We start from the raw sequence: 24,377 nt of genomic DNA on the forward strand, positions 1-24,377 counted from the left end.
GCCCGCCCCCACCACCAGCACCCTGGACGGACGGATGGTGCCGGCGGCCGTGGTCAGCATCGGAAAGAACCGCGGCGCCAGCTGCGCGGCGATCAAGGTCGCCTTGTAGCCGGCCATGCCGGCCTGGGAACTGAGCACATCCATGGCCTGCGCACGCGTGGTGCGCGGCAATTTTTCCAGCGGAAAAGCCTGCAACTGGCGGGCCTGCAGTGCGTCGGCGCGCGCGGGATCGGCCTGCGGCTGCAGCATGCCCACCAGCACCGCGCCGGGCTTGAGCCGGGCGATGGTCGGCGGTGGCGGTGCCTGTACACACAGCACCACATCGGCCGATTCCAGCGCATCGCTGATCTGCGCACCGGCCTCGCGATAGGCCTGGTCGGTGAAACCGGCAGCGCTGCCAGCTCCGGGATGGACATGCACCCGGGCACCGGCGGCCAGCAGTTTCCTGACGGTTTCCGGCGTGGCGGCCACCCGCCGCTCGCCCTGTGCAGCTTCTTTCAACACGCTTACATCAACGGCCATACCCGTCCCCGATGCGCAGTCATCTGCCGCCCCGGATCGTAGCAAAGCCGCCGCCGGTGAAGGGAATCAGTGCAGCGTGGCGGTCTGCGGATCGAGCCGGTCGATCACGCCCTGCATCGCGCTGTCGAAGGCGCCATCGTCCATGTGCGGGCGCAGCCGCTCCAGCCGCACCATCACCGCCAGTTCCTCCGGCGAAGCCACACAGAAACGCACCCCGCGGCGGTTGACGAACAGCAGTCGCGAGGAGATCGGACTCACCCACGACAGCTTGCCGGCCTGGACCTTGCCATCCTTGTCGACGAAATCCAGCCAGGTGCCGATTTCCATATGACGGAAGCGGTCGGCATCGGTGTGGTCGAAATCCTGCGCGTGCGCGGCTCCGCCCAGTTCGATGGCCGGATTCTCCGGGGCCGGCGGAGTGGGCAAGGCCACCTGCGGCAGTTCCGGCAACGGCCGCTCCAGTTCCGGACGGGCCTCGGCGATGGACTGCAAGGTGTCATGCAGCGCGTCGATGGCCACCACACTGGCCTCGCCGTGCAGACCGACGCTGGCAAACACCTTGCGCAACACCGGCTGACTGGTCTGCAGCCACAGCTTGCCAACGATATGCCGGCGCGCCTCGGCCACTTCTTCGAGCATCGTATCGGCCAGCGCCAGCGCCTCGTCGATACCCTCGCCGCTCTCGCCTTCGCGCAGCAGGCTCAGGGTCAGGTGATGACTCCACGGCTGGCGCAGGAAATCGGCGATGGCACCGGGCAACGGCGCGCCGGCCAGACGCTTTTCCAGCTCGGCGGCAGCACGGGTACGCGCCAGTTCCAGCTTTTCCTGGCCGCGCTGGGTCTCGGCCGCACGACGCTCGGCGATTTCGATACGCCGGCGGTGCTGGCCCAGGAAGTCGCGGAATTCTTCTTCCAGGGTCAGGAAGATGGCCAGGTTCTCGTTGAACTCGGCAATCAGGCGTTCGATGATCTCCTCGACCTTGCCCATCAGCACCCGCTCGGCCGGGCTTTCGCCGGTATTGCCCTCACAGGCTTCGGCCAGTGAATTGAGCAGCTTGCGCGCCGGGTGGGTCTTCTGCACGAACATCCGCCGGTCCAGCAGCGCCACCTTGACGAACGGCACCACCAGACGGCCGATGAGTTCGCGCGAGCGGCCTTCCAGCTCACGCTCGTCCAGCATCACGTCGAACAGCATGCCGACCAGATCGATCGCATCCTCGTCCTGCGGGTCCAGCCGGGCCTGGCTCGGGTCCACGCCCAGCTGGGTGGCACCGGACAGCACCTCGCTCTTCAGGCGCTGCGCCAGCGACTCGCCGTCCTCGCCCACCGCCGCACGCAGCGTGGCACTGGGGGTGGCCTGCAGCAGCGACAGCACCGACATCATTTCGCGCTGGCTCAGCGGCCGTTGCTGGCCGACCGCCACCTGCGCGGCCGCGGTGGCGTCCTCGCGTACGTGGCGGGTCTGCGCCAGCAGTTCCTGCAGCGCTTCCAGCAATACGGCAGGGCTCGCGGGACCGGCGCTTGGCTCGCCATGACCAGCGCCATATCCGCTGGACTCGGCGGCCGACATCGCACCGCGCCGCTGGCTCCAGCGATCGACAAACCGGCGCGCCCACGCCGGGGCCTGCTGCGGATCGTAGAGGTCCTCTCCGGTCTCCGCGGCAGACGCCGACGGTACCTGCGCGGCCGGCCGCGGCGCGGCGCGGCGCGGCTGTGAAATCTCCGGCATGACGCCGGCCTGCGCCAGCTGCTCGTCCAGGCTCTGGTAGACCTTGCCGATCATGTGCGCGAACTCGCGCTCGCACAGCTTGATCAGCACCAGACGCACTTCCGGCGCCAGATCACAGGTGGAAAACGCCTCGTGCACGGCCACACCGATGTGCTCGGCACCAATGGGGTTGGTATCGGCATCGAGTTCGGCAACGCCCCCGATCCAGGCCAGGCGGCGGTCGATCCGGGCCAGCACCGGCTTCCAGTCGCGCAGCAGCACGGTGGCGAAATTGCGCACCGCCAGCCGCGATTCGAGCACATGTTCGGGTACCAGACTCAGCCCACCCTCGGTCTGACCGGCCAGTACGCTTTCAGCCGATTGAACGGTACCCGCCTCCAACGCATCCCACGCCTTGCGCAGATGGGTGTTGAACAGGGTGACAATTTCCTCCCGGCGACGACGCAGTTCACGCATGCCGTCCAGGAACAACAGCTGGGATGCGCCGGCACCTTCCGCGCGATCGAACAGGGCATCGTCAAAACCGGCCAGCACTTTGCCGAAAGAGGCCCCCAGCGCAGGCAGCACGGCGTTGCGCACCTGCACCAGCAGCGCCCGGTTTTGCCCGGAGTGCCCGGACGGATGCGGATTGGACATCATGCGCAACAGCTCCACACCCGGACAAACGCTCGGTTGTTGGGTATCAGATAAGAGTGGACGGACGCTATCCCTGTTTCCGCCCGCACATGGTAGGCGGGAAAGCTGAACAGGGTCAGTGATGGAGTGCGCACTTCGTACCTCGTGACCGGCGTCCCGGTATGGAGTGCCATGCTAAGCGGCACGCCGGTTGTTGGCGAATCTGCGCACATTCAGCCATGCGGACGCAGTGCACAGAATTGGCGGGCAGCCCGTCACAACCGGCCCCGCGGGCCCCGACGTCTATAATCGATGGCCGTTTTCCCTGTCTGAGCCCCCATGCCCGACAACTGCTTCCTGCAAGCGCTGGACCAGCGCCGCTCGGTTCCCTCACGGCTGCTGGAGGCCCCCGCTCCGGACGACGCCACCGTGCTGCGCATGCTGCAATCGGCGGTCCGCGTACCCGACCACGGCAAGCTGGTGCCGTTCCGTTTTCTGCGCCTGCGCGGCGATGCCCGTCACAGTCTGGGCGAATTCCTCGCCCGCCGCAGCCGCGAGCGCAACCCGCAGGTGGCCGAGGCCGCGGTGGAGAAAGACCGTCTGCGCTTCTCGCACGCCCCGTTGATCATCACCGTGATCGCGCGGCTGCAGGAGGACAAGGTGCCACCGCAGGAGCAGCTGCTCACAGCCGGCTGCGTCTGCTTTGCGCTGCTGCAGGCCGCCCAGGGCTTCGGCTTCGGTGCGCAGTGGCTGACCGCCTGGATGGCCTATGACGCGGAAGTGGCGCGATATCTGGGTCTGACCGAAGACGAGCGCATTGTCGGCTTCATCCATATCGGTACACCGAAGCTGCAGGCACCCGAACGCGACCGCCCCGATCCGGCGGTGCTGCTGCAGGACTGGCAGGCGTGAACGCAGCCGCCGTGCCGCAACCGCTGTACCTGATCGATGCCAGCATCTACATCTTCCGCGCCTGGCATTCGATGCCGGACGACTTCCAGGACAGCCAGGGCTGGCCGGTCAATGCGGTACATGGCTTTTCCCGTTTTCTGCTGGACCTGCTCGAACGCGAGCGTCCACGGCACATCGCCGTGGCGTTCGACGAGGCGCTGGACAGCGGCTTCCGCCATCAGCTCTACCCCGCTTACAAGGCCAACCGCGATCCGGCCCCGGAAGAACTGCGCCGCCAGTTCGCCCACTGCAAGGCACTGTGCGCCGCGCTGGGCCTGAACGTGTTGGGCGACCGCGCCTACGAGGCCGATGACCTGATCGGCAGCGCGCTGCATGCGGCGCGCGCGCACCCGCTGCGCGGAGTGATCATCTCCGCCGACAAGGACCTCTCGCAGCTGCTGGGCGACCACGACCAGCAGTGGGACTACGCGCGCAACCAGCGCTGGGACGCGGCCGGGGTGAAAGCCCGGCACGGCGTGCACGCCCATCAGATTGCCGACTACCTGGCGCTGTGCGGCGATGCGGTGGACAACATTCCCGGCGTGTCCGGTATCGGCGCCAAATCGGCAGCGGTGCTGCTGGCGCATTTCGGCAGCCTGGACACGCTGCTCGAACGCATCGACGAGGTGCCGTTCCTGCGCCTGCGCGGTGCGGCCACGATGGCCACGCGCCTGCGTGAGCAGCGCGAGCAGGCCTTGCTTTTCCGCCAGCTGACCACCATTGCCGTGGACGCGCCGCTGGCCACCGCGCAGCCCGGCTTCCTCCGTACCCAGGCCGATGCCGACATGCTCGGCGGGCTGTGCGAGGCGCTGCGTTTCGGCCCGATGACCCGGCGCCGGCTGCTGGCCGCGGCCGGACTGGAATCCCCTCCCGCTTCCGTCAACGAGTTCGCATGAATCACAACACCGCAGAACCCCGCGTCGTCTATGAAGGCAAATACCAGCGCATGCTGGTGCGGGGCAGCTGGGAATATTCCGAGCGCACCCATGCCGGTGGACTGGCGGCGATCATCATCGCCGTCACCCCGACCGACAATGTGCTGTTCGTCGAACAGTTCCGCGTGCCGCTGCAGGCGCGCACCATCGAGATGCCGGCCGGGCTGGTGGGTGACATCGACGCCGGCGAGTCGATCGAGGCCTCGGCGGTGCGCGAGCTGGAAGAGGAAACCGGCTGGACCGCCGCGCACGCCGAGGTGCTGATGATCGGCCCCACCTCCTCCGGCGCCAGCAGCGAGAAGATCGCCTTCGTCCGCGCCACCGGCCTGCGCAAGGTCGGTGCCGGCGGTGGCGATGGCAGCGAGGACATCACCGTGCACGAGATCCCGCGCGCCCGCGCCGCCGCCTGGCTGGTGGAGAAGATGGGCGAAGGCTACGAGCTGGACGCCAAGCTCTGGGCCGGGCTGTGGATGATCGAACACCATCTGGATGGCACCCCACGTGGCTGATTCGGGCAATACCCGCCCCGTCCCGCTGCTGGGCAGCAGCGATCCGGCCGTGTTCACCGTGCACAACCCGCACGGCCGCTCGCCTTTCCTGCTGCTGGCCGACCATGCCGGCCAATGCGTGCCGGCGACGCTGGAAAATCTCGGGCTGCCGCCGCACGAGCTGGACCGCCACATCGGCTGGGATATCGGCATCGCCGGCACCACCCGTGAACTGGCGCGGCGGCTGGATGCGTGGGCGATCGAGCAGACCTATTCGCGCCTGCTGATCGACTGCAACCGGCCGCTGGCGTCACCGACGCTGATTCCGGAAACCAGCGACGGCACCGCCATTCCCGGCAACCTCGGCTTGAGCGATGCGCAGCGCCGGCAGCGCATCGACACCATCCACACGCCCTACCACGCCCGCATCGAGGCCGAACTGGCGCGCCGACGCGACGCCGGCCTGCCGACGCTGCTGGTGATGATGCACAGCTTCACCCCGGCGATGGACGGCATACAGCGCCCCTGGCACGCCGGCGTGCTGTACCACCGCGACACCCGCTTCGCCCAGGCCCTGCTGCGGGCGCTGCGTGACGAGGGTGACCTGGTGGTCGGCGACAACCAGCCGTATTCGGTCAACAGCAGCAGCGACTACGCGGTGCCGGTGCACGGCGAAGGCCGCGGACTGGTGCATGTGGAACTGGAGATCCGCCAGGACCTGATCGCCGGGGCAGCCGGCCAGCACGCCTGGGCGGCGCGCCTGGAGCGGATCTTCCGCGCCCTGCAGCCAGCGCTGCTGGCCCTGGCCTGAGCGAACCCGGCCGGAAACGCGAACGGGCGGCCCAGGCCGCCCGTTTTCCCTTCAGTGGCGCATCCGCTCAGGCGGCGAACGCATCGGTGGCGCGCACCAGCGCGTCCACGTTCTCGGCCTCGAAGGCCGAATGGCCCGAGCCCGGGGTGATGTGCAGCTGCGCCTTGGGCCAGAGCTTGTGCAGGTCCCAGGCATTGGCCAGCGGGCACACCACGTCGTAGCGGCCGTGCACGATCACGCCCGGGATATGGGCGATCTTGTGCGCGTCGCGCAGCAGCTGGTCTTCCACTTCGAAGAAACCGCCGTTGACGAAGTAGTGGTTCTCGATGCGGGCAAAGGCCAGTGCGAACTGCGGATCCTCGTGACTGTTGATGAAGTCGTCATCCACATGCAGGAAGCTCGTCGCGCCCTCCCATACGCTCCAGGCGCGTGCGGCAGCCAGACGGGTGGCTTCGTCCTCGCTGGTCAGGCGGCGGTGGAAGGCGGAGATCAGATCGTGCCGCTCCACTGCCGGAATCGGCTTGAGGTAGTGCTCCCACGCATCCGGGAACAGGCGGCTGGCACCTTCCTGGTAGAACCATTCCAGTTCCCAGCGGCGCAGCATGAAAATGCCGCGCAGCACCAGTTCGGTGACCCGCTGCGGGTGGGCCTGCGCATAGGCCAGCGCCAGGGTCGAGCCCCAGCTGCCGCCGAACACCTGCCACTTCTCGACGCCGAGCTTCTCGCGCAGCTTCTCGATGTCGGCGACCAGGTCCCAGGTGGTGTTGTCCACCAGATCGGCGTGCGGCGTGGAACGGCCCGAGCCGCGCTGGTCGAACAGGATGATGCGGTACCTGGACGGGTCGTGGAACTGGCGCATCTTGGTGGTGCAGCCGCCGCCGGGGCCGCCATGCAGCATCACCACCGGCTTGCCGTTCGGATTGCCGCACTGCTCGAAATACAGGGTGTGGCGGTCGTCAACGGCAAGCGTGCCGGTGTCGTAGGGCTCGATGGCCGGATAGAGCGTGCGCATGGCAACCTCGCTGGAAACAGGCCCCACAGTCTAGCGCAGCGCCCGGGGACGACTGCCCGCTCAGCGCCCCTCCGGCGGGACACCAACCGCGACCGATCGCGGGCCGCGGTGATCCGATCCCGCAGCAGCCATCCGTCGAACCGCGGGCGCGCCTGGCGCAACCGCCACGTGTCGCTGTAGTCCATGCGCCACAGCCGCGCCGCCGGCTATCAGCCGGGCCAACGCCCCAGGGTGACCCGGTCGCGCCGCTCCAGGTCCTGCACGGTCCCGGGGCTGGTGAAACCGGCCTGCGCCAGCAGGTCACGGATCGCGGCGCCCTGGTCCCGGCCGTGTTCGAGCAGCAGCCAGCCGCCGGGCACCAGGTGTTCGTGCGCGCCAGCGATGATCTCGCGGATCGCATCCAGCCCGTCGGCGCCCGAGGCCAGCGCCGGCGGCGGCTCGAAACGCAGGTCGCCCTGCTGCAGATGCGGATCGTTGGCGGCGATATACGGCGGATTGCTGACGATCATGTCGAAGCGGTCCGCGCCCAGCGCCGCGTACCAGTGGCCGCGACGGAACCAGACATTGTCCAGCCCATGCGCCTGCGCATTCTTCACCGCCACCGCCAGCGCCGGGCCGAGCACGTCGGTGGCCATCACCGTCGCCAACGGGCGCTCGCTGGCGATGGACAGGGCCACCGCACCGCTGCCGGTGCCCAGGTCGGCCACCCGCACCATGTCATCGGCCGGCAACCGTGCCAGCGCCTGTTCCACCAGCAGCTCGGTTTCCGGGCGCGGGATCAGCGTGGCGGTATTGACCTGCAGGTCCAGCGTCCAGAAACCGCGCCGGCCGGTCAGATAAGCCAGCGGATGGCCCTCGGCCCGGCGCTGCAGCAGCAGTTCGAACCGCTGCCGGGCCTCGTCGGCCACCGCGTCGGTGGCATGGGCGAACAGCCAGGCCCGCTCCACCCCCAGCACATGCAGCAGCAACTGTTCGGCCTCATGGCGGGCGTCTTCACCGGACAGACGCGTAGCGGCTTCCCGCAACAGCTCGGCAACCTTCACCGTGGACACTTCTCTACCTCTTCGCGGGAATTTTCCAAGGGGGCGAGGATAGTCACCGCGCCCGGCGCTGCCTACCGCCATCGCGGGGCGATGGATAAAGCCTGCCTATGCCAGATCATTCAGGTTCAGCCGGAACCGCCTTGGAAACCCGGTAACGCCCCCGATATCAGGCCGCGTGGGCAGTGGATGAAACGGGATCGATAGCATTAACCTATTGATCCGATGCATTAAATTCATTTGTTTTATAAGATCCCGCCTATTAGTCTTTGCTCCAACGCTTCACCCCACCCCTTCAACCCAGAGGAATCTTCAATGTCCCTTATCAACACCCAGGTTCAGCCGTTCAAAGCCAACGCGTTCCACAACGGCAAGTTCATCGAAGTCACCGACGCCTCGCTGAAGGGCAAGTGGTCGGTCCTGATCTTCATGCCGGCAGCGTTCACCTTCAACTGCCCGACCGAGATCGAAGACGCCGCCGAGCATTACGCCGAGTTCCAGAAGGCCGGTGCCGAGGTCTACATCGTCACCACCGACACCCACTTCTCGCACAAGGTGTGGCATGAAACCTCGCCGGCCGTGGGCAAGGCGCAGTTCCCGCTGGTCGGCGACCCGACCCACCAGCTGACCAACGCCTTCGGCGTGCACATTCCGGAAGAAGGCCTGGCCCTGCGCGGCACCTTCGTGATCAATCCGGAAGGCGTGATCAAGACCATGGAAATCCATTCCAACGAGATCGCCCGTGACGTCTCCGAGACCCTGCGCAAGCTGAAGGCTGCCCAGTTCACCGCCGCCAACCCGAACCAGGTCTGCCCGGCCAAGTGGAAGGAAGGCGAGAAGACCCTGACCCCGTCGCTGGACCTGGTCGGCAAGATCTAAGCGCCACAGCTCCGTGGCGAGGGGCCGGAAATCCGGCTCCTCGCCCGGGCACTCCCACCCCGCCTGTGCGGCGGGCGTGGGGGTGAACCGCACCGGGTTTGACGCCAGCCAGCGGCGTGCAGGCCAGCCGGAAAAGCCCGGTGCGGTTCACCCCTACTTCAACCGGTACGTTGCCCCGCAACCGTGCCCTCCCCCCCGCTTTGCCCCGATCCAAGGAGTTGCGCCGTGCTTGATGAATCCCTCAAGACCCAGTTGCAGCAGTACATGGGCCTGCTGCGCCAACCGCTGCGCCTGATCGCCTCGCTCGATGACAGCGCCGCCAGCCAGGACATGCGCGGCCTGCTGGACGACATCGTCACCGCCGGCAACGGCAAGATCACGCTCGATGCCACCGGCACCGATGCCCGCACCCCCTCGTTCGTGATCGCCCGCGAAGGCGAGAACCATGGCGTGCGTTTTGCCGGCCTGCCGCTGGGCCACGAGTTCGAATCGCTGGTGCTGGCCCTGCTGTGGACCGGCGGCCATCCGCCGAAGGTGGCGCAGGACGTGATCGACAGCATCAAGGCCATCGATCAGGCGTTCGATTTCGAGGTCTACATGTCGCTGACCTGCCACAACTGCCCGGACGTGGTGCAGGCGCTGGCGCTGATGGCGATCGTCAACCCGAAGATCCGCACCACGGTGATCGAGGGCGGGGCGTTCCAGCAGGAAGTGGAGCAGCGCCAGGTGATGGCCGTGCCGATGGTGTTCCAGGGCGGGCAGATGTTCGACTCCGGCCGCATGAGCCTGGAGCAGATCGTCGCCAAGCTCGACACCGGCGCGGCAACCCGCGAGGCCGAGAAGATCAAGGCCAAGGACGCGTTCGACGTGCTGGTGGTGGGCGGCGGTCCGGCCGGCGCGGCCGCGGCGATCTACGCCGCGCGCAAGGGCATCCGCACCGGTGTCGCTGCCGAGCGTTTCGGCGGACAGGTGCTGGACACCCTGGCGATCGAGAACTTCATCTCGGTGCAGCACACCGAGGGCCCCAAGCTGGCGGCCGCACTGGAAGCCCACGTGCGCGAGTACGAGGTGGACATCATGAACCTGCAGCGCGCCACCGGACTGGTGCCGGCCGGTGCCGATGGTCTGGTCGAAGTCCAGCTGGAGAACGGTGCCTCGCTGAAATCCAAGACGGTGATCCTGTCCACCGGCGCCCGCTGGCGGCAGATGAACGTGCCGGGCGAGGACCAGTACCGCAACAAGGGCGTGGCGTACTGCCCGCACTGTGACGGTCCGCTGTTCAAGGGCAAGCGCGTGGCGGTGATCGGCGGCGGCAACTCCGGCGTGGAAGCGGCCATCGACCTGGCCGGCATCGTCAGCCACGTCACCGTGTTCGAGTTCGACAGCAAGCTGCGTGCCGACCAGGTGCTGCAGGACAAGCTGTACAGCCTGCCCAATGTGAAGGTGATCCTCAACGCGCAGACCACCGAAGTGCTCGGCGACGGCCAGAAGGTCAACGGCCTGGTCTATACCGACCGCGTCGGCGGCGATTCGCACCGGGTCGAGCTGGAAGGCATCTTCGTGCAGATCGGCCTGCTGCCCAACACCGAGTGGCTGCGCGGCACGGTGGAACTCAGCAACCGGGGCGAGATCGTCATCGACGAGCGCGGCCAGACCAGTGTGCCGGGCGTGTTCGCCGCCGGCGACTGCACCACGGTGCCGTACAAGCAGATCATCATCGCCATGGGCGCCGGCTCGACCGCCGCACTGGGGGCGTTCGATCACCTGATCCGCAGCTCCGCACCGCAGCCGGCGGCGGCCACCGCGGTGGTGGAAACCGCCTGAACCCTCCGACGCCCCGCCCCGCGGGGCGTCGCTCTGTCGGCGCCGGCACCCGGCGCCCACGTGAACGGAGTCCACTGTGAACCTGCGTGACCTCAAGTATCTGGTGGCGCTGGCCGAGCACAAGCACTTCGGCCGCGCCGCGGCGGCGTGTTTTGTCAGCCAGCCCACCCTGTCCACCCAGATCCGGAAACTGGAGGAGGAACTGGGCGTGTCGCTGGTCGAACGGGCGCCGCGCAAGGTGATGCTGACGCCGGCCGGGCGCGAGGCGGCGATGCGGGCGCGCAGCATCGTGGCCGAGGTCGAGCAGATGAAGGAAGCCGCCCGCCGTTCGCGCGACCCGGAAGCCGGCACCGTGCGGCTGGGCATCTTCCCCACGCTGGGCCCGTACCTGCTGCCGCATGTGATTCCCGGCATCCGCGAACGCTTCCCGCAGCTGGAGCTGCTGCTGGTGGAGGAAAAGAGCGACGTGCTGCTGGCACAGCTGCGCAACGGCCAGCTCGACGCGGCGCTGCTGGCGTTGCCGGTCAACGACGAGCAGCTGCACACCGAGTTCCTGTTCGAGGAACCGTTCGTGCTGGCCGCCCCCGAAGGCCATCCGCTGGCCGCCCACACCTCGCTGCGCCTGGATGATCTGGCCGAACAGCGCCTGCTGCTGCTGCAGGACGGTCACTGCCTGCGCGACCAGGCGCTGGATGTCTGCCATCTGGCCGGCGCGCTGGAAAGATCCGAATTCCAAGCCACCAGCCTGGAAACCCTGCGACAGATGGTCGCGGCCAATGTCGGCGTGACCCTGCTGCCGATGCTGGCGGTGAAGCCGCCGGTGGCCCGCTCACCCAACATCCGGCTGGTCCCCTTCGACGGCACGCCGCTACCCAACCGCCGCATCGCCATGGTCTGGCGCCGAAGCTCGGCCATGGCCGCGCTCCTGCAGCAACTGGCGGCGGTGTTCAAACAATTGCCGGCCGGACTGCTGTGCGCCGACCCTGACTGAACAGGCGTCCAGACTGAATCGCGGCCCGGCCCGCATTGCATCCGGGCCTGAGCGGCCCCATGATCGTTGCAGGGTCGCTTTCTGGCCCCCGATACCAGCACAATAGTGCCCGGGCGGCGTCGACAAGACGTCGCCTTTTGCTTGTTTTTTCACCAGATAAGGAATATCCCATGACCAGCCACAGCGGTCTGCCGCCGTCGATCATCGTTTCCGTCCGTGACATGGCCCGCCTCGAGGCCCTGCTCGATTCCCCGGCCCTGAGCCGGCACCCGGCCGCCATCGCCCTGTCCCAGGAGCTGGAGCGCGCCCAGGTACTGCCGCCGGAAGAAATTCCCGAAGGCATCGTCACCATGCATTCGCGCGTCGACTGCGAAGACGAACTGAACAATGAAACCCATTCCCTGACCCTGGTCTATCCGCACGAAGCGGATTTCGACAAGGGCCGCGTGTCGGTGCTGGCACCGGTCGGCAGCGCCCTGCTGGGCCTGGCCATTGGCCAGACCATCGACTGGACCGCCCCGGGTGGCCGCCAGCTGCGTCTGCGCGTGACCGCCGTCCACTACCAGCCCGAAGCCGCTGGCGACATCCACCGCTGAGCGCCCCGCGCCGGCACCGCTGTACAGGAACATGCAATGACCCAGGCCCCCTCCAAACTCGCCCAGCTGCGCGAACTGTCCGTCGTCGTCGCCGATACCGGTGATTACGAGGCGATCAAACGCCTGCAGCCGGTGGACTGCACCACCAACCCCACGCTGGTGAGGAAAGCCCTCGACCTGCCGGTCTACGCCGGCCTGATCGAGCGCGAATTGCAGTGGGGCCGGGCCCAGTCCGGTGACGTGCAGGACGTGGCCAAGGCCGTGGTCGACCGCCTGACCGTGGGCGTGGGCACGATGCTGGCCGAGCTGGTGCCGGGCCACGTCTCCACCGAGGTCGATGCCGACCAGGCGCACAACACCGGAGCGACGATTGCCAAGGCGCGCGAGTTCATCGCCATGTACGAGGCGGCCGGCGTGCCGCGCAGCAAGGTGCTGATCAAGATCGCCGCGACCTGGGCCGGGGTGGAAGCCGCGCGCGTGCTGCAGGCTGAAGGCATCGACTGCAACCTGACCCTGATCTTCAACCCGACCCAGGCGCTGGCCTGTGCCGAAGCCGGTGCGTTCCTGATTTCACCGTTCGTCGGCCGCATCCTGGACTGGTATGTGGCCAACGGCCAGACCCCGGCCAGCATCGACGAGGACCCGGGCGTGAAGTTCGTGCGCGGCGTCTACGCCGAGTTCAAGCGCCGTGGTTCACCAACCGTGGTGATGGGCGCCTCGTTCCGCTCCACCGCACAGATCGAGGCGCTGGCCGGTTGCGACCGTCTGACCATCTCGCCGGACCTGCTGGAAAAGCTGGGCGCCGATTTCGGCGAGCTGCCGCGCAAGCTGGTTGCTGGTGCTGCGGAGGCGGTGAATGCCGCCGCGATCGACCAAGCCCGGTTCGATGCCGATCTGGCCGCCGATCCGATGGCCACCGAAAAGCTGGCCACCGGTATTGATGCGTTTGCGAAAGATCTGCAGACGCTGCGCGCGCGCATCGCCGACGAACTGGCCCGCTGAGTCCAGGCAACACGCTGCATCAAGGAGCGGTGTGGGTTGCGACGGCCTGGCTGACAGGTCCGCGCGCAGCACACATCGCTTTTTGTTTGCCCGCTAGAAAATTCCCAGTTCCAGCCCGGCTCCCAGCAGCGCGCCCAGTTCATGGCCCCGCGCCAGTTGCTCTGCAGGCAGCGTCTTGGCCGCGGTGATCGCCTCGGCGGTCTGCGCCTGCGTGCATACCCGCAGCGGTTCGGCCACTTCGCGCAAGCGCAATCCCAGCGCGATACGGCGCAGCTGGGCGATGGTCGCCTGGCCGTCGGAACCGGCGCAGACCAGCAGCGCATACGGCTTGCCGTCGCAGCGGCCCAGCAGCGGGTAATAGCTGCGGTCGAAGAAATCCTTCATCGCCCCGCTCATCGAGGCCAGCGTCTCGGGCGTGGCAAACAGCACCGCATCGGCGCTCAGCACATCCCCAGCGCCGGCCTCGGCCGCGCGCAAGGAACGCACCTGTAACGCATCCCCGGCCGCCTCGTGCGCGCCGGCGGCCACCGCTTCCACCATCGCCTGCGTGGCCCCGGTGAAGGAATGCCACACCACCAGCAGCTGCCGCGGCGCCGCGCCCATCAGCTCACAGGCCCAGCCCGAGCGGGCAGCTCACGCCGGTACCGCCGATGCCGCAATAGCCGCCCGGATTCTTGGCCAGATACTGCTGGTGGTAGTCCTCGGCGTAGTAGAACGGCGGCGCCGGGAACGCGATCTCGGTGGTGATCGGGCCATAGCCGGCCGCATCCAGCTGCTGCTGGTAGGAATCGCGGCTGGCCAGCGCCAGTTCGAGCTGCACCTGGCTGTGGCAGTAGATCGCCGAGCGGTACTGGGTGCCGGTATCGTTGCCCTGGCGCATGCCCTGGGTGGGGTCGTGGTTCTCCCAGAACGTGCGCAGCACCGTCTCCAGCGACACCTGCGCCGGATCGAACACCACCCGCACCACCTCGGTGTGTCCGGTCAGCCCGGAGCAGACCTCCTCGTAGGTCGGATTCGGAGTGACGCCGCCCTGGTACCCGGCCGCGGTGGTGACCACGCCCGGCAGCTGCCAGAACTTGCGCTCGGCGCCCCAGAAACAGCCCAGGCCCAGGTCCAGCACATCCAGACCGCTGAAGTCGGCCTGCAGCGGCTGGCCGTTGACGAAATGCACGTTGTGCAGCGGCAGCGGCGCATCACGCCCCGGCAATGCCTCTTCCGGACGCGGCAGCCGCTGTTTGAACGCGCCGATCCCCAACAACCCCTGGCCGATTCCCAACATGTCCACTCCTCAGGCCGGGAGGAATCCCGGCGCTTCATCGTTATCACCAATGGGGTCAGCAGGGCCTTCGTCCAAGCCCAGCGCGCTGACGATCGCCGCGGCCTCGGGCCGGGCCGAATCGGGCACACACACGCGCAGCACGCCAAACAGCGGCAGCTCGCCGCCGGCGCCCAGCAGCGATTCGCCAAACACGAACGCCGGGATGCCCGCATCCTCCAGTGCATGCTTGACCAGATGCGCGTCGAACAGGTTGTTGGTCTGGTAGATCAGTTGCATCGTCCTCTCCGTTCCTCGTGGCCGGCACAGCGGTGGCCACCAGCCGTCCGGTTTCCCCGGCCGCACGCGGCGCCCCTGAAGCCGTCAAAGGGCGCCCCGACCGGGGTGAACACCGCATCGACGATGCCCAACCCGCCAAACCCGAACGCACCGCCCGCCCCGCCGGCATATCGCAACCGCAGCGACCGGGTCGCGCGGTGCTTGCTGCCAATCACCAGCAGGGAGCGATCCATGGACTTTCCGTGGTGGCGGGAAGCTCCAGCATAGGCCTTCCAGCGGCAGGCGGCGGCCGGCTCGGCTAAACTTGCCGTCTCCCAAAACCGCTGTGCCTCCATGTCCGAGAACCTGCATCCCACCGCCGACGCCACGCCGGAGAACGCTCCTGCCGAAAAGCGGGACTTCATCCGCCAGATCGTCCGCGAGGACCTGGCCAGCGGCAAGCACACCGCGATCAAGACCCGCTTCCCGCCCGAGCCCAACGGCTACCTGCACATCGGCCATGCCAAGTCGATCTGCCTGAACTTCGGCATCGCCGGCGAGTTCTCCGGGGTGTGCAACCTGCGCTTTGACGACACCAACCCGGCCCGCGAAGACCCCGAGTACGTGGCCGCGATCCAGGACGACGTGCGCTGGCTGGGCTTTGAATGGAACGAGTTGCGCCATGCCTCGGATTACTTCGAGGCCTATTACCTGGCCGCCGAGAAACTGATCCGCGACGGCAAGGCGTTCGTGTGCGACCTGTCGGCCGAGGAAGTGCGCGCCTACCGCGGCAACCTGACCGAACCGGGCCGCAACTCGCCCTACCGCGAGCGCAGCGTCGAGGAAAACCTGGACCTGTTCCGGCGCATGCGCGCCGGCGAGTTTCCCGATGGCACCCGCACCCTGCGCGCCAAGATCGACATGGCCAGCGGCAACATCAACCTGCGCGACCCGGCGATCTACCGGATCAAGCACGTCGAGCACCAGAACACCGGCAACGCCTGGCCGATCTACCCGATGTACGACTTCGCCCATGCCCTGGGCGATGCGCTGGAAGGCATCACCCACTCGCTGTGCACGCTGGAGTTCGAAGACCACCGCCCGCTGTACGACTGGTGCGTGGACAACGTCGATTTCGCCCACGACGACGCGCTGACCCAGCCGCTGGTGGACAAGGGCCTGCCGCGCGAAGCGGCCAAGCCGCGCCAGATCGAGTTCTCGCGCCTGAACATCAACTACACGGTGATGAGCAAGCGCAAGCTGATGGCGCTGGTCACCGAGAACCTGGTCGATGGCTGGGACGACCCGCGCATGCCGACCCTGCAGGGCCTGCGTCGCCGCGGCTATACCCCTGCGGCGATGCGCCTGTTCGCCGAGCGCGTGGGCATCTCCAAGCAGAACTCGCTGATCGATTTCAGCGTGCTCGAAGGCGCCCTGCGCGAGGTGCTCGACAGCGCCGCGCCGCGCCGCATGGCGGTGATCGACCCGCTCAAGCTGGTGCTGACCAACCTGCCCGAGGGCCACGCCGAAACGCTGACCTTCAGCAACCATCCCAAGGACGAGAGTTTCGGCACCCGCGAGATGCCGTTCGGCCGCGAGCTGTGGATCGAGCGCGAGGACTTTGCCGAAGTCCCGCCCAAGGGCTGGAAGCGGCTGGTACCGGGCGGCGAGATCCGCCTGCGCGGCGCCGGTATCGCCCGCGTCGATGAAGTGATCAAGGACGCCGACGGCAACGTGGTCGAGCTGCGCGGCTGGCTGGACCCGGAATCGCGCCCGGGCATGGAAGGCGCCAACCGCAAGGTCAAAGGCACCATCCACTGGGTCAGCGCGCAGCACGCGGTGGAAGCGGAAATCCGTCTGTACGACCGCCTGTTCTCGGTGCAGAACCCGGACGACGAATCAGAAGGCAAGACCTACCGCGATTACCTGAACCCGGAATCGCGCAAGGTCGTCACCGGTTACCTCGAGCCGGCCGCGGCCAGCGCCACACCGGAGCAGTCGTTCCAGTTCGAGCGCACCGGCTACTTCGTGGCCGACCGCCACGACCACACCGCGGCCAAGCCGGTGTTCAACCGCAGCGTGACCCTGCGCGACACCTGGACCGCCGGCTGAGTTGCATGGACCGGTCGCCGCCCTGACGCGGCGACCGCTTCCTATGCCGTGACGGGGCTACCATGGCCCCGTCCTGGAACAGGAAGCCGCTATGGTCCGTCTGCCCGTCCTGCTCATTCTGCTGCTGTGGGCGCTCGCCGCCTGCGGCGCCCCGGCCACCCCCCAAACCCTCCCGGCCCGTCCCCAGGCCTCGTCACCGCCTGCCGTGGTTATCGACCGCAGCTGCCGCGGTGACGCCGATTGCACGGTCAAGAATGTCGGCAACTGCTGCGGCGCGTCTCCGGCCTGCGTCAATGTCGCCAGCCCGGTCGATCCGGCCGGGGTTCAGGCGCGCTGCCAGGCACAGGGCATGATGGGCGTGTGTGGCTTCACCGAAATCCAGGGCTGCCGCTGCATCCAGGGCCAATGCCGGAGCAATCCGGCCCCGGCCGATGCACTGCGCCGCCCGCTCACGACCAACCCGGAAACCGACCCCTGATGCTGTACGCGCAAGTCCACCTCACCCTTCCCGCCTGGATCCACGAAGCCATCGACAGCGAGCGCGCCTATCCCGGCGACGAAGCCAAGGTCGCCCTGGCGATCGAGCTGTCGCGCCTGAACGTGGAGGCGGAAACCGGCGGCCCGTTCGGCGCGGCGGTGTTCGGTCCGGATGACCGGATCATCTCCGCGGCGGTGAACCGCGTGGTGCCGCACAGCACCTCGCTGGCCCACGCCGAGAACATGGCCTACATGCTGGCCCAGCAGCGCCTGCAGACCCCGCGCCTGAACGCGGTGCTGTCGCCGGTCACCCTGGCCACCTCCTCGCAGCCGTGCTGCCAGTGCTACGGCGCCACCGTGTGGGCGGGCATCGACCGCCTGCTGATCGGCGCCAACTCGACCGATGTCGAAGAGCTGACCCCGTTCGACGAAGGCCCGCTGCCGGCCGACTGGGTGGGCGAGTTGAACAGGCGCGGCATCGAGGTCGTGCAGGGGCTCAACCGCGAGGCCGCCCGCGCGGTGCTGCACCGCTATGGCCTGAGCAACGGCGCGCATTACTGAGCACGCCCTCCTGCCGGCGCCGCCCTACGCCGCGCCGGCAACCTCCATCCCCGCATCCCCAAGGAATCACAATGACCGGCCTGCTGTGCTATTGCCGTCAGGGCTTTGAACCGGAACTGGCCGGAGAACTCAACCAGCGCGCGGGATTGGCCGGCATTGCCGGTTACGCGCGCACCCAGCGCAACGATGGCTATGTGGTCTTCGTCACCGACGACGCCGAAGCGCTGGACCAGCGCCTGGCCTGGCGCGAGCTGATCTTCGCCCGGCAGAAACTGCGGGTGCTGGCCGAACTGCCGCAGCTGGACCCGGCCGACCGCATCACCCCGATCATCGCCGCGCTGGACGGCCAGCCGCGCTTTGGCGACCTGTGGGTGGAACATCCCGATTCGGACGCCGGCAAACCGCTGGCCGGCTTGGCCCGCAGCTTCGGCAATGCGCTGCGCCCGGCGCTGCGCAAGGCCGGCCTGCTCACCGACAAGGCCAACGGCAAGCTGCCGCGCCTGCATATCGTGTTCGTCGACGGCACCCACGCCTTCGTCACCGTCGCCGATACCCGCGACAGCGCGCCGTGGCCGCTGGGCATTCCGCGCCTGAAGCTGCTGCCCGACGCACCCTCGCGCTCGGCGCTGAAGCTGGACGAGGCCCTGCTGACCCTGCTCACCCCGGAAGAGCGCGAAGCGCTGGTCAAACCCGGCATGCGCGCGGCCGATCTGGGTGCCGCCCCCGGCGGCTGGACCTGGGTGCTGACCCGTCAGCACCTGAAGGTGACCAGCATCGACAACGGCCCGCTGCGCCAGCACGTGCTCGACACCGGGCTGGTCGAACACCTGCGCGCCGACGGCTTCCACTGGAAGCCGGAAACCCCGCTGGACTGGATGGTCTGCGACATGGTCGAACAGCCGCGCAAAGTGGCCGAACGCATGGCCACCTGGTTCCGCGAGGGCTGGTGCAGGCACGCCATCTTCAATCTCAAGCTGCCGATGAAAAAGCGCTGGGACGAGACCCAGCTGTGCCTGGACCTGTTCGCCGACCAGGCCGGCAGGCCGCTGACGATTCGCGCCAAGCAGCTCTATCACGACCGCGAAGAGATCACGGTGTTCGCCACCCCCGCGTCGCGGCGCTGAGCCGGCCACTGGCGTGGGCGCGCACGGTTGCCGGCGTAACCGCGTTCGGCGGCGCCTCACGCCTCTGGCACACTCGGCCTCCTGTTCTGAGGAGGTCGCCGCCATTTCCCGCATCGCCCTGTTTCACCCCGCCGCCGCCCTGCTCACCTTCAGCCTGAGCGCCTGCGCTCTGGCGGCCACACCGGCATTCGTGGCCCGCGACCACGTCGCCGAAGGCGTTTTCACCGCCGGTATCGAAGGCCCGGCGACCGGCCCCGATGGCGCGCTGTACGTGGTCAATTTCGGCCGCGACGGCACCATCGGCCGTGTCGATGCACAGGGCAACGCCGAACTGTTCGTCGAATTGCCCGACGGCAGTGTCGGTAACGGCCTCCGCTTCGGCGCCGACGGCACGCTGTACGTGGCCGACTACCCGCGCCACAACATCCTGGCGATCGATCCGGCCAGCCGCGCGGTGCGCGTGTTCGCCCACCTGCCCGCCGCCCACCAGCCCAACGATCTCGCCCTGGCGCCGGACGGCACGCTCTACGCCAGCGATCCGGACTGGACGAAGGTCGACAACGGCCAGCTGTGGCGGATCGACCGCGACGGCCGCGTGCAGTTGCTCGAAGCCGGCATGGGCACCACCAACGGGGTGGAAGTCAGCCCCGACGGCCGCCGCCTGTACGTCAACGAAAGCGTGCAGCGCACTGTCTGGGTCTATGACCGGGATGCGGCTGGTGCGCTCTCCAACAAGCGCCTGCTGATCCGCTTCGACGATCACGGCCTGGACGGCATGCGCTGCGATGCCGCCGGCAACCTGTATATCGCCCGCTATGACGCCGGGGTGGTGGCGGTGGTCTCGCCCGAGGGCGCGCTGCTGCGCGAAGTGCCACTGACCGGTCGCAAGCCCAGCAACGTGGCCTTCGGCGGGGCCGATGGCCGCCAGGTGTTCGTCACGCTGCAGGACCGCGGTGCGGTGGAAACCTTCCAGGCCGAGCAGCCCGGGCGTGAATACGGACAGCAGCCGGCCCCCCATCGCTGAACGCGGCGCCGTCTCAGCCTGCGCAACGGCGATCGGGCATGCTGCCGGCCATGGGAGAGAACCAATGCATGCGATCGAACTGAACGACCCGGCCGCTTTCGGCACCGAATTCCTGCGGCTGACGCTGTTGCAGGGCTTCCAGTCGCTGACCAAACGCGATCTGGAACTGCTGATCTTCATCCTGCTCGAACGCGATGGCGCGATCGCCCGCAGCGACTCCAACGCCACCGTGGCGCTGCGCTTGCGGGTCACCCCGGCCAAGGTCAAAGGACTGCGCCGCGACGGCTACGCGCGCTGGCGGGCGCTGGTGCCCGAAGAAGGCGACGCCGCATTGCAGCGCATCGTCGCCACGGTGCTGACCGAAGAGAATCTGCGCGCCGGCACCCGGCATGTCACCGAGCGCAGCCGCAAGGAGGGCTTTCTGGCCATCCGCATCGAACATCCCGACGATGCGCAGCGCTTCGAGCAGGCCATCGTCGAGGTCGGCGCCATTCCGGTGTACGAACGCAACCGCGAGGTGGTGGCGGTGCGTTTTGACACGCTGCTGAAGATCGCCGAACGCTGGAACTACCTGCAGCCCGATCCGCAGGCCACCCTCGCCGCGCTGGAAAAACTCGCGCCAACCGCCGAGGAAGTGGCCGAACTGCTGAAAAAGGACATCACCCAGCTGCGCTGGGACGATGTCCGCCGCGCGCTCAACAGTCTCGGTGCCAAGGCCATCGCCAGCACCGCCGAGGGCGGTCTGAAAGGCCTGCTGAAACTGGTATTCCCGTTCATTCCGGGCTGAAACCCGGCACCGCCTTTTTTGCAGTGCACGGGCCGTTGCCTGCCGCAGATGGGCGCCACCGGCCACTCCACCAGGGCGTCACGCGATGCACAGGCCGCCTCGGGTACTTGCCGCTGCGCGGCTCCCCAGCGCTGGCCTGGCCGTATTCGGCGGACAGGCCGGCAACATCAACCGCGCCGGGAATGGCGCACCGGTCCTGTGGACCTGCGCCGCCCGCATTCCCGCAGGGGCGGCTACCATAGCGACTTCGCCACGCTGGACCGCAACCACGGTGGCTTCATCCGCCGCGAGGACGCCAAGGCGGCCCTCGACCGCGCGCGCGGTCGATACGCTCGACACCTCCACACCGGCCGCCCGGGCAAGGCGCCGCGGGACGGCCGGATGGAGCCGATCACCCAGGTGCGGAACGCGGGCACCGTTCCCCTATCGCGACGAGGTGTGCATGTTCCGGATTTCCTGCCTGTTGACGCTGCTGCTGGTCCCGCTTTGCTCTGCCCACGCGCAGAACGTTGCGCGGGACCCGGCAATCACCGCGCCACTGCGGTCCGACCCGCCGGCCAATGTGCGCCGCCAGTCCCTGGCCAGCGGCGAGGTCACCCACCAGGTGCAGGTGCGCACCACCCCGGACCAGGCACAGGTCATCGTCCGCTCGATCCAGCCCGACAGCGTGATCGGCGACTACCGCATCGACTTCGAGGCGCTGGATACCGATGGCGACGGCTTCATCAGCCGTGCCGAAGCCAAGGCCCATGCCACCCTGGATGCCGAGTTCAACGCACTGGACAGCAGCCGCAGCGGACGCCTGGACCGCGCCCAGCTGGCCGGCTGGCTGCGCTGAGGCCACGCCCCCGACGCGCGCTTCCAATCCCCGGTTGGACGGCGTCCGGGCCGCCCGCCGGAAGGGGCTTCGCCGCCGATGATCCAACGGCGGAGCCGGCTGTTGACTGCGCTCCCGGCAGGCGCAAGGCCGGCTAGACGCCGGCGGCGCGCTTCCACAGCATCGACAGCAGCGGCGGCAGCCGCCCGGCCAGGCCAAGCACGGTGCCGCGCGCCAGGGTCAGGTGCATCTCGTCGTTGGAGAACAGCGTGTTGATCGCATCGAAACTGTAGGCGGCAACCGTGTTCTCGCTGCGACGGGTGCGCGCCCAGCGTTGCAGGCGGTGCGGTGTGCTCCAGTCCTGCCGGCGCTGCCGGGCCTGACGCACCAGATCACGCAGCCCGGCCACATCGCGCAGGCCCAGATTCACGCCCTGCCCGGCCAGCGGATGCACCACATGCGCGGCATCGCCCAGGGTCAGCACGCGGCCGGCGACATAGGCCTTGGCCAGCTGCCGGCGCAGCGGGAACGCCGCACGCGGCGAGACCGGTGTCATCGGCCCCAGCCGTCCGGCGAAGGCGTTGGTCAGTTCGCGCCCGAACGCGGCATCATCCAGCGCCAGCACCCGCTCGGCCTCGGCATCGGGCAGGGTCCAGACAATCGAGCTGCGGTACTTTTCATACGGCAGCACCGCCAGCGGACCGGTATCCAGGAAGCGCTGCCAGGCGGTGGCCTCATTGGGCCGCTCACTGTCGATGTAGCCGACCACGCCGCGCTGGCCATAGTCGTGCCTGCTGACCTCCAGTCCGGCCAGCGTGCGCAGAGTCGATTCGCCGCCATCGGCGGCAATGGCGATGGCCGCTTCGACGCGGCGGCCATCGTCCAGGCGCAGCCGCACGCTGTGCGCGTCCTGCTCCATCGATTCCACCCGTGCCGGGCAATACACCTGCACTCCGGCCGCCGGCAACGCCGCCCACAGCCGGTCCACCAGCAATCCGTTCTCGACGATCCAGCCCAGCTCGCGCCGGCCCAGGGTGTCCGCATCGAAGGTGAGATCGCCGCCACCGGCGGCATCCCAGACCGACATGCGCCGGTACGGGCACACCTGCGCGCGCTCGATCTGTGCCCACACCCCCAGCGCCTGCAGCAGCGCGGCGTTGTCGGCGGCAAAGGCGAACACGCGCAGATCCGGCCGCTGCGGCGACCACGGCGACGGCTCGCGGCCTTCCACCAGCCCCACCTGCAAGCCCTCACCGGCCAGCGCCAGTGCGCAGGCCGCGCCAACCACACCGCCACCGACCACCACCGCATCCCATTGTCCACGCCGGCTCATCGCCCTTCGCTCCTGCACAGTTCCGGCACGTGGCCACGGAATCCCATTGCCCCGCCAACCAGGAACGACTGCACCGCACTGGCCTGCGCCGCCGCGACCAGCCCAAGGCTGCGCAACGGCCGCAACAGCGGCGTGGCGTTGCTGGTCAGTCGCGCCAACCCGTCGGAAAAGGCCACGGTCTGTTCACGGTCCGGCGCACGCCGTTGCACGTAGGCCGTGAGCAGCGCATCGCTGCCCGGATCCAGCATGCCGTCGCCGATCAGCTCGGCCAGCGTCAACGCATCGCGCAGGCCGAGGTTGAAGCCCTGCGCACCCAGCGGGTGGATGGTCTGCGCCGCGTTGCCCAACAGCAGCGCACGCTCGCCCACCAGCCTCTGTGCCAGCACCTGGATCAGCGGATAGGCGCTGCGCGGACCGCTTTCCAGCAGGCGCCCGGCGCGCCAGCCCATCGCGTCCTGCACCCGTGCCAGCCAGGCCGCCTCGTCCAGCGCCATCACCGCCTCGGCCTGCGCGCGCGCCACGCCATGGACCACGCCGTAATGGCGGTCGCCACGCGGCAGCAACGCGGTCGGGCCGGTATCGGTGAAGCGCTCGTAGGCGCTGCCATCCGGCGGTTTGGCCGCACGGATCCGCGCCACCAGCAGGGTCTGCCGGTAATCGTGCTCGCTGACCTCGATACCCAGCGCCTTGCGCACCGCGCTGCGGGTGCCATCGGCGCCCACCACCAGCCGCGCGCGCAGGCGCTGCTCGCCGGCATAGCCGGCAATCACCACCTCGCGGCGGCCGTCAGCGCAATCCCCCAGGCCGACAAACTTCGCCGGGCGGTAGCGGGTCAGCTGCTTCAGCGCGCCCAGCCCGGCTTCCAGGGCATCACCGAAATCGCGGGCCACCACCACCTGGCCGAACGCCTCGCGGCCGTAGTCCTGGGCACGCATCACCACCCGGCCGAAATCACCGGCACGGCTGACATGGATGCGACGGATCGGCCCGCCCGGATTGACCAGCCGCTGCATCACCCCCAGCCCGGTCAGCGCGTTGACCGTGGCCGCGGCAAAGCTGAGGTTGCGCTGGTCAAACACCGCCGGCAGCGCGCCGGCGGGCGTGGCCTCGACCAGGCCCACATCCAGCCCCAGCCGGTCCAGTGCGATGGCCAGACTGGCACCGACCAGTCCGCCACCGACGATCACTACGTCATGGTTATTGCTCATGGCGCA

The 24,377-nt window shown here is 68.3% G+C and carries 26 protein-coding genes; 16 read left to right on the forward strand and 10 right to left on the reverse strand.

Annotated elements, in window-relative coordinates; all coding sequences use genetic code 11:
* Positions 1–522, reverse strand: a 522-nt coding sequence (locus tag ARC78_RS10250) for a Rossmann-fold NAD(P)-binding domain-containing protein (RefSeq protein WP_484600320.1), incomplete at its 3' end; no start/stop codon positions are given.
* A gap of 66 nt (positions 523–588) precedes the next feature.
* Positions 589–2,889, reverse strand: a complete 2,301-nt coding sequence (locus tag ARC78_RS10255; RefSeq protein ID WP_057506235.1) for a DUF1631 domain-containing protein — start codon at positions 2,887–2,889, stop codon at positions 589–591.
* Positions 2,890–3,204: 315 nt separating this feature from the next.
* Between ARC78_RS10255 and ARC78_RS10260 the strand changes: the two genes are divergently transcribed.
* From ARC78_RS10260 to ARC78_RS10275, 4 genes are read left to right on the forward strand one after another with little or no spacing between them, the layout of a single operon-like run.
* Positions 3,205–3,777, forward strand: coding sequence for a nitroreductase family protein (locus ARC78_RS10260; protein ID WP_054659949.1), 573 nt, complete (start codon positions 3,205–3,207; stop codon positions 3,775–3,777).
* Positions 3,765–4,712, forward strand: coding sequence for a 5'-3' exonuclease (locus ARC78_RS10265; protein ID WP_096144951.1), 948 nt, complete (start codon positions 3,765–3,767; stop codon positions 4,710–4,712). The genes ARC78_RS10260 and ARC78_RS10265 overlap by 13 nt, the downstream gene beginning before the upstream one ends.
* Positions 4,709–5,260, forward strand: coding sequence for an NUDIX hydrolase (locus tag ARC78_RS10270; protein ID WP_054659947.1), 552 nt, complete (start codon positions 4,709–4,711; stop codon positions 5,258–5,260). The genes ARC78_RS10265 and ARC78_RS10270 overlap by 4 nt, the downstream gene beginning before the upstream one ends.
* Positions 5,241–6,050 carry an N-formylglutamate amidohydrolase gene (locus ARC78_RS10275; RefSeq protein ID WP_057506237.1) on the forward strand — a complete coding sequence of 270 codons (810 nt, stop codon included), beginning with the start codon at positions 5,241–5,243 and terminating at the stop codon, positions 6,048–6,050. The genes ARC78_RS10270 and ARC78_RS10275 overlap by 20 nt, the downstream gene beginning before the upstream one ends.
* Before the next feature lie 67 nt (positions 6,051–6,117).
* Here the strand turns inward: ARC78_RS10275 and pip are convergent, their stop codons facing one another.
* Positions 6,118–7,062 (reverse strand): prolyl aminopeptidase, encoded by a 945-nt coding sequence (gene pip / locus ARC78_RS10280; protein ID WP_054660906.1) that lies wholly within the window; start codon positions 7,060–7,062, stop codon positions 6,118–6,120.
* 209 nt (positions 7,063–7,271) lie between these two features.
* Complete coding sequence (gene prmC, locus ARC78_RS10285) at positions 7,272–8,114, reverse strand: peptide chain release factor N(5)-glutamine methyltransferase (protein ID WP_057506238.1); 843 nt, start codon at positions 8,112–8,114, stop codon at positions 7,272–7,274.
* 303 nt (positions 8,115–8,417) lie between these two features.
* Between prmC and ahpC the strand changes: the two genes are divergently transcribed.
* From ahpC to ARC78_RS10310, 5 genes are all read left to right on the forward strand, one after another.
* Entirely contained in the window at positions 8,418–8,981 is a 564-nt protein-coding gene (gene ahpC, locus ARC78_RS10290) for an alkyl hydroperoxide reductase subunit C (protein WP_054660843.1), read from the forward strand.
* 225 nt (positions 8,982–9,206) lie between these two features.
* Positions 9,207–10,805, forward strand: coding sequence for an alkyl hydroperoxide reductase subunit F (ahpF, locus tag ARC78_RS10295; RefSeq protein ID WP_057506239.1), 1,599 nt, complete (start codon positions 9,207–9,209; stop codon positions 10,803–10,805).
* Positions 10,806–10,881: 76 nt separating this feature from the next.
* Positions 10,882–11,796 (forward strand): LysR substrate-binding domain-containing protein, encoded by a 915-nt coding sequence (locus tag ARC78_RS10300; RefSeq protein ID WP_057506240.1) that lies wholly within the window; start codon positions 10,882–10,884, stop codon positions 11,794–11,796.
* A 170-nt stretch (positions 11,797–11,966) separates the two neighbouring features.
* Positions 11,967–12,392, forward strand: a complete 426-nt coding sequence (gene rnk / locus ARC78_RS10305; protein ID WP_054660658.1) for a nucleoside diphosphate kinase regulator — start codon at positions 11,967–11,969, stop codon at positions 12,390–12,392.
* 36 nt (positions 12,393–12,428) lie between these two features.
* Positions 12,429–13,394, forward strand: a complete 966-nt coding sequence (locus ARC78_RS10310; protein ID WP_057506241.1) for a transaldolase — start codon at positions 12,429–12,431, stop codon at positions 13,392–13,394.
* Between the two features lie 93 nt (positions 13,395–13,487).
* Here the strand turns inward: ARC78_RS10310 and ARC78_RS10315 are convergent, their stop codons facing one another.
* The 4 genes from ARC78_RS10315 to ARC78_RS10330 are packed head-to-tail and all read right to left on the reverse strand — an operon-like array spanning position 13,488 to position 15,182.
* A complete protein-coding gene (locus tag ARC78_RS10315; RefSeq protein ID WP_057506242.1) occupies positions 13,488–13,997 on the reverse strand; it encodes a flavodoxin family protein in 510 nt (169 codons plus the stop codon).
* 4 nt (positions 13,998–14,001) lie between these two features.
* Positions 14,002–14,652: a peptide-methionine (S)-S-oxide reductase MsrA gene (msrA, locus tag ARC78_RS10320; protein WP_054659856.1), complete on the reverse strand. Its 651-nt coding sequence runs from the start codon at positions 14,650–14,652 to the stop codon at positions 14,002–14,004.
* A gap of 30 nt (positions 14,653–14,682) precedes the next feature.
* The gene (locus ARC78_RS10325) at positions 14,683–14,949 is read right to left on the reverse strand and encodes a putative signal transducing protein (protein ID WP_054659847.1); all 267 of its coding nucleotides are present in this window, start codon (positions 14,947–14,949) and stop codon (positions 14,683–14,685) included.
* Positions 14,940–15,182, reverse strand: a complete 243-nt coding sequence (locus ARC78_RS10330) for a hypothetical protein (RefSeq protein ID WP_145974318.1) — start codon at positions 15,180–15,182, stop codon at positions 14,940–14,942. Before ARC78_RS10330 ends, ARC78_RS10325 begins: the two co-directional genes overlap by 10 nt.
* A gap of 100 nt (positions 15,183–15,282) precedes the next feature.
* On the opposite strand from ARC78_RS10330, the gene ARC78_RS10335 reads away from it, so the two are divergent.
* The 7 genes from ARC78_RS10335 to ARC78_RS10365 all read left to right on the forward strand — a co-directional run bounded on the left by ARC78_RS10335 (position 15,283) and on the right by ARC78_RS10365 (position 21,851).
* The gene (locus ARC78_RS10335; RefSeq protein ID WP_054659851.1) at positions 15,283–17,040 is read left to right on the forward strand and encodes a glutamine--tRNA ligase/YqeY domain fusion protein; all 1,758 of its coding nucleotides are present in this window, start codon (positions 15,283–15,285) and stop codon (positions 17,038–17,040) included.
* A 91-nt stretch (positions 17,041–17,131) separates the two neighbouring features.
* Positions 17,132–17,518 carry a hypothetical protein gene (locus tag ARC78_RS10340; protein ID WP_054659852.1) on the forward strand — a complete coding sequence of 129 codons (387 nt, stop codon included), beginning with the start codon at positions 17,132–17,134 and terminating at the stop codon, positions 17,516–17,518.
* Entirely contained in the window at positions 17,518–18,078 is a 561-nt protein-coding gene (locus ARC78_RS10345; protein ID WP_057506243.1) for a nucleoside deaminase, read from the forward strand. The genes ARC78_RS10340 and ARC78_RS10345 overlap by 1 nt, the downstream gene beginning before the upstream one ends.
* A gap of 71 nt (positions 18,079–18,149) precedes the next feature.
* A complete protein-coding gene (rlmM, locus tag ARC78_RS10350; RefSeq protein WP_054660871.1) occupies positions 18,150–19,202 on the forward strand; it encodes a 23S rRNA (cytidine(2498)-2'-O)-methyltransferase RlmM in 1,053 nt (350 codons plus the stop codon).
* A gap of 103 nt (positions 19,203–19,305) precedes the next feature.
* Complete coding sequence (locus tag ARC78_RS10355) at positions 19,306–20,226, forward strand: SMP-30/gluconolactonase/LRE family protein (RefSeq protein ID WP_057506250.1); 921 nt, start codon at positions 19,306–19,308, stop codon at positions 20,224–20,226.
* Between the two features lie 64 nt (positions 20,227–20,290).
* The gene (locus ARC78_RS10360) at positions 20,291–21,013 is read left to right on the forward strand and encodes a hypothetical protein (protein ID WP_054660435.1); all 723 of its coding nucleotides are present in this window, start codon (positions 20,291–20,293) and stop codon (positions 21,011–21,013) included.
* A gap of 442 nt (positions 21,014–21,455) precedes the next feature.
* Positions 21,456–21,851 carry an EF-hand domain-containing protein gene (locus tag ARC78_RS10365; protein WP_057506251.1) on the forward strand — a complete coding sequence of 132 codons (396 nt, stop codon included), beginning with the start codon at positions 21,456–21,458 and terminating at the stop codon, positions 21,849–21,851.
* Positions 21,852–21,984: 133 nt separating this feature from the next.
* Here the strand turns inward: ARC78_RS10365 and ARC78_RS10370 are convergent, their stop codons facing one another.
* A complete protein-coding gene (locus ARC78_RS10370) occupies positions 21,985–23,163 on the reverse strand; it encodes a UbiH/UbiF family hydroxylase (protein WP_057506244.1) in 1,179 nt (392 codons plus the stop codon).
* Positions 23,160–24,371: a 2-octaprenyl-6-methoxyphenyl hydroxylase gene (gene ubiH, locus ARC78_RS10375; protein WP_057506245.1), complete on the reverse strand. Its 1,212-nt coding sequence runs from the start codon at positions 24,369–24,371 to the stop codon at positions 23,160–23,162. Before ubiH ends, ARC78_RS10370 begins: the two co-directional genes overlap by 4 nt.
* Positions 24,372–24,377 lie beyond the last annotated feature (6 nt).

The organism is Stenotrophomonas pictorum JCM 9942, assembly GCF_001431585.1.
GTDB lineage: Bacteria > Pseudomonadota > Gammaproteobacteria > Xanthomonadales > Xanthomonadaceae > Stenotrophomonas > Stenotrophomonas pictorum.